Origin of the sequence: Streptococcus agalactiae ATCC 13813 (assembly GCF_000186445.1) — a bacterium.
Classification (GTDB): domain Bacteria; phylum Bacillota; class Bacilli; order Lactobacillales; family Streptococcaceae; genus Streptococcus; species Streptococcus agalactiae.
This window is the reverse complement of the sequence record NZ_GL636070.1, coordinates 2,074,162-2,086,377: the sequence shown is the minus strand read 5'-3', so window position 1 is coordinate 2,086,377 and position 12,216 is coordinate 2,074,162. Positions and strand designations below refer to the sequence as shown.

Below are 12,216 nucleotides of genomic sequence, written 5' to 3'. Positions count from 1 at the left end.
GAAGTGTAGTCAATTGACTACACTTTTTATTGTCTTGAAATATTATTATCAGAGTATCGATTACATTTCAAGTTTATTTAAAGTTTAATACAAAGTATTTTTTCTTTCCACGACGAATGACTGTAATTTCATTTTCAAGCTTATCATTTTCTGAGATAGTATATTCTAAATCTTGAATACGATCTCCATTAATATAAATAGCTCCATTGGAGACATCTTCTCGAGCTTGACGCTTAGAATTGACAACTCCTGAAGTGACTAGAAGATCTATGATATTGAGGTTATCTTCCGTCTGAACGTGATAATTTGGTACTCCACGTAAACCTTGTTTGAGCTCTTTAACAGACAATCCTTTTATATTGCCAGCAAATAGCTGTTCCGTGATATTAACGGCCTCTTTATAAGCTTTTTCACCATGAACAAGAGTTACAACTTCACGTGCTAGTGTTTTTTGTGCTAAGCGTTGGTGAGGTGCTTCCTCGAATTGAATACGTATATCTTCTATTTCTTTAAGGCTTAGGAATGTAAAAATCTTAAGGAAGCGAACGGCATCAGCATCCATAACATTGAGCCAAAATTGGTACATTTCATAAGGAGAGGTCTTGTCAGCATCAAGCCAAACAGCATTTCCTTCAGATTTTCCGAATTTTTTTCCTGTAGAATCTGTTATCAATGGAACAGTCATAACATGAGATACACCATTTGATTTTCGTCTAATAAGTTCGGTTCCAGCAGTCATGTTGCCCCATTGATCAGAACCACCAATTTGCAAAGTGACATTATAGTTCTTATTTAATTCGTAAAAGTCATATCCTTGCATAATTTGATAAGCAAATTCAGTATAGGAAATCCCTGTTTCGATACGTTTTTTAACAGATTCTTTACTCATCATATAATTGACAGTAAAATATTTACCAACATCTCGTAAGAAATCAATGAAACTAATATTGCTGAACCAATCATAATTATTTACCAATACAGCTTTGTTATCACCTGTTTCAAACTCTAGAAAATTAGATAATTGACCGCGGATTTTATTACCCCAACTAACTACAGTTTCCTTTGTTTGTAAACTGCGCTCAACATCTTTAAATGAAGGATCCCCAATAAGTCCAGTTGCGCCTCCCACAAGTGCATAAGGCTTGTGACCAGCAAGTTGTAAGCGACGAGAGGTTAAAATAGCAACTAAATGTCCAAGATGAAGGCTATCAGCCGTAGGATCGTAGCCAGTATAGTAAGAGACAGAACCTTCTTCAAGAGCTTTGCGTAAAGCATCTTCGTCAGTTGTCTGAAAAACGAGTCCACGTTCTTTGAGTTCATCAAAAATATTCATCTTTTTCTCCTAATTATTAACTTGTTGTGTATCAATGTCAACTATATCAAAACTCTTTAGGATATGCAAGTTATATTAAATCTGATATAATGTAGGATGAGGTATTATTCATGTTTAAAGGTAATAAGAAGTTGAATAGTTCTAAATTAGGTGATTACACACCACTTGAATTTGGTTCTATTTTTTTAAGAATTGTAAAGCTTTTATCAGATTTCATTTATGTTATTATTTTACTATTTGTTATGCTCGGAGTAGGACTTGCAGTAGGGTATCTTGCTAGTCAAGTTGACTCTGTTAAAGTACCAAGTAAAAATAGTTTAGTGACACAAGTTAATACACTTACTAGGGTGTCTAGGTTAACTTATTCTGATAAATCACAAATTTCAGAGATTGACACTGATTTACAACGTACACCAGTGGCAAAGGATGCTATATCTGATAATATTAAAAAGGCTATCATTGCAACAGAGGACGAAAATTTCAATGACCATAAAGGTGTAGTTCCTAAAGCCGTACTACGTGCTGCAGCAGGATCTGTTCTGGGGTTTGGAGAGAGTAGCGGTGGTTCAACGCTGACACAACAATTATTAAAGCAGCAAATATTGGGAGATGATCCGTCATTTAAACGCAAATCAAAAGAAATTATCTATGCTCTAGCATTAGAGCGTTACATGGATAAGGATTCGATTTTATCAGATTATTTAAATGTATCACCGTTTGGTCGCAATAACAAAGGACAGAATATTGCAGGTATTGAAGAAGCAGCACAAGGGATTTTTGGAGTTTCCGCAAAAGATTTAACAATTCCTCAGGCAGCTTTCCTTGCAGGTTTACCGCAAAGTCCTATTGTATATTCTCCTTATACTGCAGATGCCCAGTTGAAATCAGATAAAGATCTTAGTTTTGGTATAAAGCGCCAAAAAAATGTGTTATACAATATGTATAGAACGAGAGCTTTAACCAAAGATGAGTACAAATCCTACAAAGATTATGATATCAAAAAAGATTTTATCAAACCTGCAGTGGCGACAACAAATCATCATGATTATCTCTACTACTCGGCACTATCTGAAGCTCAAAAAGTGATGTACAATTACCTCATTAAAAAGGATAATGTTTCAGAGCATGATTTAAAAAATGATGAGACTAGAGCGACGTACAGACACCGCGCTATTGAAGAGATTCAACAGGGAGGGTATACTATTAAAACTACTATCAATAAATCTGTTTATCAAGCCATGCAGGATGCTGCAGCTCAATACGGAGGGTTGTTAGATGATGGTACTGGCAAGGTTCAAATGGGAAATGTACTAACGGACAATTCTAGTGGTGCTATTATAGGATTTATTGGTGGTCGTAACTATAGTGAGAATCAAAATAACCATGCTTTTGATACGGCACGCTCTCCAGGGTCAAGTATTAAACCGATATTACCTTACGGAATTGCTATTGATCAAGGGATGTTAGGCAGTGGTAGTGTTCTTTCAAATTATCCAACGACATATTCAAGTGGCGAAAAGATTATGCATGCGGATGAAGAAGGTACTGCTATGGTTAACCTTCAAGAGTCATTGGACATTTCTTGGAACATTCCAGCTTTCTGGACTTACAAGATGCTACGAGATCGAGGCGTTGATGTAAAAAACTATATGGAGAAATTAGACTATCCAATTGAAAACTTTGGTATAGAAAGTTTACCACTTGGTGGTGGTATTGATACGTCAGTTGCTCAGCAAACAAACCTTTATCAAATGATTGCAAATGGTGGTGTTTATCATAAGCAGTATATGATAGAAAGTATAGAGGATAGTAATGGGAAAGTGATTTATAATCACGAAAGTAAACCTGTCCGTGTCTTTTCGAAAGCAACAGCTACTATCTTACAGCAGCTATTACATGGACCAATTAACTCCGGAAAGACTACAACCTTTAAAAATCGCTTACAAGGTTTAAATAGTGGTTTAGCTGGGGTAGATTGGATTGGAAAAACGGGTACTACTAACTCAACTTCTGATGTTTGGTTGATGCTTTCTACGCCTAAAGTGACTTTAGGTGGATGGGCAGGACATGATAATAATGCCTCTTTAGCGAAATTGACAGGTTACAATAATAATGCTAATTATATGGCTCACTTGGTTAATGCTATTAATAATGCAGATGGCAATACTTTTGGTAAGTCAGAAAGGTTTAGACTTGATGATAGCGTTATAAAAGCTAAAGTTCTTAAGTCTACAGGTTTACAGCCAGGTGTAGTAACAGTAAACGGTCGTCGAATAACTGTTGGAGGTGAAAGCACAACAAGTTATTGGGCAAAAAATGGACCTGGAACGATGACCTATCGTTTTGCTATTGGGGGAACTGACAGTGATTATCAAAAAGCTTGGTCTACTTTGGGTGGAAAACGATAACAGGTTTACGATACTGATAGTTTTATTTGAGGAGAATAGAGTGATCTGTTCTCCTTTTATTTTTTCCAAGATAATATGATTTAATTCTTGTATAGTCTTCTTTCAAAGAATTAGAAAAACACCAGTATGCTATGTTTAAAAATCATCGTGTTATGCTAAAACTCAAGGGTGTTGATGAACAAATTGAAATTCTAGAAGCTTCCTTGAAGTCAAGAGAATAAAACTTGATTTATTGGTGAAAATAAGTTATAATGTACGTAACTATTTGTCGTCTGTCTAGGTTGAAATATTGTCCGACCTAGATATACAGCAGTTAAATCAACTTGATAAAGTGAGATTTAGCTGCTCTTTTTGTGCCTAATTTTAAGAAAAAAGGTTGTTGTAATACATATTTAAACTTTCTGAAAATTACCGCAAACGACATCTATAAGCTTGTACTTGTTAGGCGAGCAAATGAAATAAACTCACTAAGTTTTATGAGATAAAAACTTAGTCACTCTATCTTTAAAAAGGAGCTAAAAACTTGGCAGGACATGAAGTTCAGTACGGAAAACACCGTACACGTCGTAGCTTTTCAAGAATTAAGGAAGTTCTTGATTTACCAAACTTAATTGAAATTCAAACTGATTCATTCCAAGATTTTCTTGATGCTGGCTTGAAAGAAGTATTTGAGGATGTACTTCCAATTTCAAACTTTACAGATACTATGGATCTTGAATTTGTTGGTTATGAATTAAAAGAACCTAAATATACTTTGGAAGAAGCTCGTATCCATGATGCTAGCTACTCAGCACCTATTTTTGTTACTTTCCGTTTAGTTAATAAAGAAACTGGTGAAATTAAAACTCAAGAAGTTTTCTTTGGTGATTTTCCAATTATGACTGAAATGGGTACTTTCATCATCAATGGTGGTGAACGTATCATTGTTTCACAATTAGTCCGTTCTCCTGGTGTTTACTTTAATGATAAGGTAGATAAAAATGGAAAAGTTGGTTATGGGTCAACTGTTATCCCTAACCGTGGAGCTTGGTTGGAACTTGAGACAGACGCAAAAGATATTGCTTATACACGTATCGACCGCACACGTAAAATTCCATTCACAACACTAGTCCGTGCACTTGGTTTCTCTGGAGACGATGAAATTGTTGACATCTTTGGTGACAGTGAACTTGTTCGCAATACTATTGAAAAAGACATTCATAAAAATCCAAGTGATTCTCGTACAGATGAAGCACTTAAAGAAATCTATGAACGTCTTCGTCCAGGTGAACCAAAAACTGCAGACAGCTCACGTAGTCTTTTAGTTGCACGTTTCTTTGATCCACGTCGTTATGACTTAGCGGCTGTTGGTCGTTATAAGATTAATAAAAAACTGAATCTTAAAACACGCCTATTGAACCAAACAATCGCTGAAAATTTAGTTGATGGTGAAACAGGAGAGATTCTTGTTGAAGCTGGCACTGTTATGACACGAGATGTCATTGATTCAATTGCAGAGCATATCGATGGAGACTTAAACAAGTTTGTCTACACACCAAATGATTATGCTGTAGTTACTGAACCAGTTATTCTTCAAAAATTCAAAGTTGTTGCTCCAACTGATCCAGACCGTGTTGTTACTATTGTTGGAAACTCAAATCCTGAAGATAAAGTTCGTGCCTTAACTCCTGCAGATATTTTAGCAGAGATGTCATACTTCTTAAACCTTGCAGAGGGTATCGGTAAGGTAGATGACATTGACCATTTAGGTAACCGTCGTATTCGTGCAGTTGGTGAATTGCTTGCGAACCAATTCCGTATTGGACTTGCTCGTATGGAACGCAATGTCCGCGAACGTATGTCTGTACAAGACAATGAAGTCTTGACACCTCAACAAATCATTAACATTCGTCCAGTGACTGCCGCCGTTAAAGAATTCTTTGGTTCATCACAGCTGTCACAATTCATGGACCAACACAACCCTCTATCAGAATTGTCGCACAAACGCCGTCTCTCTGCCTTAGGACCTGGTGGTTTGACACGTGACCGTGCTGGATATGAAGTTCGTGACGTGCACTATACCCACTATGGGCGCATGTGTCCGATTGAAACACCTGAAGGTCCAAACATTGGTTTGATTAATAACTTATCTTCATTTGGACACCTCAATAAATATGGATTTATTCAAACACCATATCGTAAAGTAGATCGTTCTACTGGTGCGGTAACGAACGAAATTGTTTGGTTGACTGCTGATGAAGAAGATGAATTTACAGTTGCACAAGCCAACTCTAAGCTTAACGAAGACGGTACATTTGCAGAAGAAATCGTTATGGGTCGTCATCAAGGTAATAACCAAGAGTTTCCTTCAAGCATTGTTGACTTTGTTGACGTGTCACCTAAGCAAGTAGTTGCTGTCGCAACAGCATGTATTCCTTTCTTGGAAAATGATGACTCTAACCGTGCCTTGATGGGTGCCAACATGCAACGTCAGGCTGTGCCATTGATTGATCCAAAAGCACCATATGTTGGTACTGGTATGGAGTATCAAGCAGCCCACGATTCAGGTGCAGCTGTGATTGCTAAACATGATGGTCGTGTTATTTTTTCAGATGCTGAAAAAGTTGAAGTGCGTCGCGAAGATGGTTCTCTTGATGTTTATCATGTTCAAAAATTCCGCCGTTCAAACTCAGGTACTGCTTATAACCAACGTACCTTAGTTAAAGTTGGTGATCTCGTTGAAAAAGGTGATTTTATCGCCGACGGACCATCTATGGAAAATGGTGAAATGGCTCTTGGACAAAACCCAGTTGTTGCTTATATGACTTGGGAAGGTTATAACTTCGAGGATGCCGTTATCATGAGTGAGCGCCTTGTGAAAGAAGATGTCTATACATCTGTTCACTTGGAAGAATTCGAATCTGAAACGCGTGATACAAAGCTTGGGCCTGAAGAAATTACTCGTGAAATTCCAAATGTTGGTGAAGATTCACTACGTGATCTCGATGAAATGGGAATTATCCGCATTGGTGCTGAGGTAAAAGAAGGTGACATTCTTGTTGGTAAGGTAACACCTAAGGGTGAAAAGGACTTATCTGCTGAAGAACGTCTCTTGCATGCCATTTTTGGTGATAAATCACGTGAAGTTCGTGATACTTCACTACGTGTACCTCACGGTGGCGATGGAGTAGTTCGTGACGTTAAAATCTTTACTCGTGCAAATGGTGATGAATTGCAATCAGGTGTTAATATGCTTGTCCGCGTTTATATCGCTCAAAAACGTAAAATCAAAGTCGGTGATAAGATGGCCGGTCGTCACGGAAACAAAGGTGTCGTCTCACGTATTGTTCCTGTTGAAGATATGCCTTACTTACCAGATGGAACGCCAGTTGATATCATGTTGAACCCACTTGGGGTGCCATCACGTATGAATATCGGACAAGTTATGGAGCTTCATTTAGGTATGGCTGCTCGTAATTTAGGTATTCATATTGCAACGCCAGTCTTTGATGGGGCTTCTTCAGAAGACCTTTGGGAAACTGTTCAAGAAGCAGGTATGGATTCAGATGCTAAGACTGTTCTTTATGATGGTCGTACTGGTGAACCATTCGATAACCGTGTGTCAGTTGGTGTCATGTACATGATCAAACTTCACCACATGGTTGATGATAAACTTCATGCCCGTTCAGTAGGACCATACTCACTTGTTACTCAACAACCACTTGGAGGTAAAGCTCAATTTGGTGGACAACGTTTTGGTGAGATGGAGGTTTGGGCGCTTGAAGCTTATGGTGCTTCAAATGTTCTTCAAGAAATTTTAACATACAAATCTGATGATGTTACAGGACGTCTTAAAGCTTATGAAGCTATCACAAAAGGTAAGCCAATTCCAAAACCAGGTGTTCCAGAATCATTCCGTGTTCTTGTAAAAGAATTGCAATCACTTGGTCTTGATATGCGTGTCCTTGATGAAGATGACAACGAAGTTGAACTCCGTGATCTTGATGAAGGTGAAGATGATGATGTGATGCACGTTGATGACCTTGAAAAAGCACGTGTGAAACAAGAAGCTGAAGAAAAACAAGCTGAACAAGTATCTGAAGTCGTTCAAGAAGATTAAATTTATCTAGTTTATAACTAGAAGCGAATATAGAATTGATATGCAATGCTAGTCCTAGGATTTATTGAAATCCTAGCTGGGCTAGTATGATGATAAATCGAAGAAAGGTAAAACTAGTGGTTGACGTAAATCGTTTTAAAAGTATGCAAATCACATTAGCATCACCAAGTAAGGTCCGTTCATGGTCTTATGGTGAAGTTAAAAAACCTGAAACAATCAACTACCGCACATTGAAACCAGAACGTGAAGGACTTTTTGATGAAGTTATTTTTGGTCCAACAAAAGATTGGGAATGTGCGTGTGGAAAATACAAACGTATTCGTTACAAAGGAATCATTTGTGACCGTTGTGGCGTTGAAGTAACCCGTGCAAAAGTTCGTCGCGAACGTATGGGACATATCGAGTTAAAAGCACCAGTATCTCATATCTGGTATTTCAAAGGTATCCCATCGCGTATGGGACTCACATTGGATATGAGTCCTCGTGCACTTGAAGAAGTTATTTATTTTGCGGCTTATGTTGTTATCGATCCAATGGACACACCATTAGAACCGAAGTCACTCCTTACTGAGCGTGAATACCGTGAAAAACTTCAAGAGTACGGTTACGGTTCGTTTGTTGCTAAAATGGGTGCTGAAGCCATTCAAGATCTTCTTAAACGCGTTGATTTAGATGCAGAAATCGCAGTTCTTAAAGAGGAGTTGAAATCAGCGACAGGTCAAAAACGTGTGAAAGCAGTTCGTCGTCTGGATGTGTTAGATGCCTTTAAAAAATCTGGAAATAAACCAGAATGGATGGTTCTTAACATTTTACCGGTTATCCCACCGGATCTTCGTCCGATGGTTCAATTAGATGGTGGTCGTTTTGCGGCATCAGACTTGAATGACCTTTACCGCCGTGTTATTAACCGTAACAATCGTTTGGCACGTTTGTTGGAATTAAATGCTCCTGGCATCATCGTTCAAAATGAAAAACGTATGTTACAAGAAGCTGTTGATGCGCTTATCGACAATGGTCGTCGTGGTCGTCCAATTACCGGACCAGGTAGTCGTCCTTTGAAATCATTAAGCCATATGCTTAAAGGTAAACAAGGTCGTTTCCGCCAAAACTTGCTTGGTAAACGTGTTGACTTCTCTGGACGTTCCGTTATTGCTGTTGGTCCAACACTTAAAATGTACCAATGTGGTGTACCACGTGAAATGGCTATTGAGCTCTTCAAACCTTTTGTAATGCGTGAAATCGTTGCTCGTGACCTCGCAGGGAACGTTAAAGCAGCTAAACGTATGGTTGAACGTGGGGACGAGCGTATTTGGGACATCTTAGAAGAAGTTATTAAAGAGCACCCAGTACTTCTAAACCGTGCACCTACTCTTCACAGATTAGGTATCCAAGCGTTTGAACCTGTCCTTATTGATGGTAAGGCGCTTCGTCTTCACCCACTTGTATGTGAGGCCTACAATGCTGACTTTGATGGAGACCAAATGGCCATCCACGTTCCATTGTCTGAAGAAGCCCAAGCAGAAGCTCGTCTTTTGATGCTTGCTGCAGAGCACATCCTTAACCCTAAAGATGGTAAGCCAGTCGTAACACCATCTCAGGACATGGTTTTAGGAAATTACTACCTAACTATGGAAGATGCTGGTCGTGAAGGTGAAGGCATGATTTTCAAAGATCATGACGAAGCAGTTATGGCATATCAAAATGGATATGTTCATTTACATACACGTGTTGGTATCGCTGTTGATTCAATGCCGAATAAGCCTTGGACAGAAGAGCAAAAACATAAAATCATGGTTACAACAGTTGGTAAGATTCTCTTCAACGATATCATGCCTGAAGATTTACCGTACTTAATTGAACCTAATAATGCAAACTTGACAGAAAAAACTCCAGATAAATACTTCTTAGAGCCAGGTCAGGATATTCAAGCAGTTATTGATAACTTAGAGATTAATATTCCCTTTAAGAAGAAAAATCTTGGTAATATTATCGCAGAAACTTTTAAACGTTTCCGTACAACAGAAACTTCTGCTTTCCTTGACCGTTTGAAGGACCTTGGATATTATCATTCAACACTTGCTGGTTTGACTGTGGGTATTGCTGATATCCCAGTTATTGACAATAAAGCTGAGATTATTGATGCAGCTCACCACAGAGTTGAAGATATCAATAAAGCTTTCCGTCGAGGTTTGATGACTGAAGAAGATCGTTATGTTGCTGTTACAACAACATGGCGTGAAGCTAAAGAAGCACTTGAAAAACGTCTTATTGAGACACAAGATCCAAAGAACCCTATCGTTATGATGATGGACTCAGGAGCTCGTGGTAACATCTCAAACTTCTCACAACTTGCCGGTATGCGTGGTTTGATGGCTGCTCCTAACGGACGTATCATGGAATTGCCAATCTTATCAAACTTCCGTGAAGGTCTTAGTGTTTTGGAAATGTTCTTCTCAACTCACGGTGCGCGTAAAGGTATGACTGATACGGCCCTTAAGACAGCCGACTCAGGTTACCTTACTCGTCGTTTGGTTGACGTTGCCCAAGATGTTATTATTCGTGAAGATGACTGTGGAACAGACCGCGGTTTGACAATCACAGCAATTACAGATGGTAAAGAGGTTACTGAGACACTTGAAGAGCGTTTGATAGGACGTTATACTAAGAAGTCAATCAAACATCCTGAGACAAGTGAAATTCTTGTTGGTGCGGATACCTTAATTACTGAAGATATGGCTGCTAAAGTTGTTAAAGCCGGCGTTGAGGAAGTAACTATCCGATCAGTATTTACATGTAACACTCGCCATGGTGTTTGTCGTCACTGTTACGGTATTAACTTGGCAACAGGTGATGCTGTTGAGGTTGGTGAAGCAGTTGGTACTATTGCAGCTCAATCTATCGGTGAACCAGGGACACAGCTTACAATGCGTACCTTCCATACCGGTGGTGTTGCTTCAAATACTGATATTACACAAGGTCTTCCACGTATCCAAGAAATCTTTGAAGCACGTAACCCTAAAGGTGAGGCAGTTATTACTGAAGTTAAGGGTGAAGTCGTTGCAATTGAAGAAGATTCTTCAACACGTACTAAGAAAGTATTCGTTAAAGGTCAGACAGGTGAGGGAGAATACGTTGTTCCATTTACAGCACGTATGAAAGTTGAAGTTGGTGATGAAGTAGCTCGTGGTGCGGCCTTAACTGAAGGATCTATCCAACCAAAACGTCTCCTTGAAGTTCGTGATACTTTATCTGTTGAAACGTACCTACTTGCTGAAGTACAAAAAGTTTACCGTAGCCAAGGGGTAGAAATCGGAGATAAACACGTTGAGGTAATGGTTCGTCAAATGCTCCGTAAAGTTCGTGTCATGGATCCAGGAGATACAGATCTTCTTCCAGGTACACTTATGGATATTTCAGACTTTACAGATGCTAACAAAGATATTGTTATTTCTGGTGGAATCCCTGCGACAAGCCGTCCTGTCCTTATGGGTATTACTAAGGCTTCCCTTGAAACTAATTCATTCTTATCAGCTGCATCCTTCCAAGAAACAACACGTGTTCTTACAGATGCTGCTATCCGTGGTAAGAAAGATCACTTACTTGGTCTTAAAGAAAATGTTATTATCGGTAAAATCATTCCAGCGGGTACTGGTATGGCTCGTTACCGTAATATTGAACCACTTGCTGTTAATGAAGTTGAGATTATTGAAGGAACTCCTGTTGATGCAGAAGTTACGGAAGTATCAACACCTACAACAGAAGATTAATCAAAAAGAACTTGAGTTTAACTCAGGTTCTTTTTTTACAAGAATTTGGAATGAGCAGATATTTTTTATTTTATTCTTATTTTTTATATAATACTCTCTAAAGGAAGTGTATTATGTATCAAGTTGTAAAAATGTTTGGTGATTGGGAACCATGGTGGTTTATTGAAGGTTGGGAGGAAGATATTACTGAAATTGCTGAGTATGATACCTTATCAGAAGCTTTGCTCTATTTTCAAGAGGAGTGGGATAGGGAACAGGAAAAGTGGCCTTATTTTCAAAGTAAGTCTAGTTTGTTGGCAACGTTTTGGAGTATAAAAGAAAAACGTTGGTGTGAAGAATGTGATGAGTACCTCCAACAGTATCATTCTTTAATGTTATTGAAAGAATGGCAAGAAATTCCTAAGGAAGAATCTATTGAGCGATTTGAAGTATTTAATAAGATAGCTGAGTTGCCATCGGCATGTTCTTTAAATTTGTAATTAAAAGTAGTTTAAAAAAGTTAGATAGTTTTTATGGGGATATAATAGGTTTGTTCAGCCTCTGCTTCATAATATTTATGTTACTACCCCTCAAGAAATCATTGAAAAAATCTCACCAATTGGTGAGATT

5 protein-coding genes are annotated in these 12,216 nt (G+C 38.4%); 4 read left to right on the top strand and 1 reads right to left on the bottom strand.

Features of this window, described 5'->3' with window-relative positions; translation table 11 throughout:
* Positions 1–73 precede the first annotated feature (73 nt).
* Positions 74–1,333 (bottom strand): tyrosine--tRNA ligase, encoded by a 1,260-nt coding sequence (gene tyrS, locus HMPREF9171_RS103695; RefSeq protein ID WP_001019849.1) that lies wholly within the window; start codon positions 1,331–1,333, stop codon positions 74–76.
* Between the two features lie 110 nt (positions 1,334–1,443).
* On the opposite strand from tyrS, the gene pbp1b reads away from it, so the two are divergent.
* From pbp1b to HMPREF9171_RS103715, 4 genes are all read left to right on the top strand, one after another.
* A complete protein-coding gene (pbp1b, locus tag HMPREF9171_RS103700; protein ID WP_000472390.1) occupies positions 1,444–3,741 on the top strand; it encodes a penicillin-binding protein PBP1B in 2,298 nt (765 codons plus the stop codon).
* Between the two features lie 523 nt (positions 3,742–4,264).
* Complete coding sequence (gene rpoB / locus HMPREF9171_RS103705; RefSeq protein ID WP_000907191.1) at positions 4,265–7,840, top strand: DNA-directed RNA polymerase subunit beta; 3,576 nt, start codon at positions 4,265–4,267, stop codon at positions 7,838–7,840.
* 116 nt (positions 7,841–7,956) lie between these two features.
* Complete coding sequence (gene rpoC, locus HMPREF9171_RS103710) at positions 7,957–11,607, top strand: DNA-directed RNA polymerase subunit beta' (protein ID WP_000228732.1); 3,651 nt, start codon at positions 7,957–7,959, stop codon at positions 11,605–11,607.
* 113 nt (positions 11,608–11,720) lie between these two features.
* Complete coding sequence (locus tag HMPREF9171_RS103715) at positions 11,721–12,086, top strand: DUF1033 family protein (RefSeq protein WP_000285371.1); 366 nt, start codon at positions 11,721–11,723, stop codon at positions 12,084–12,086.
* Positions 12,087–12,216 lie beyond the last annotated feature (130 nt).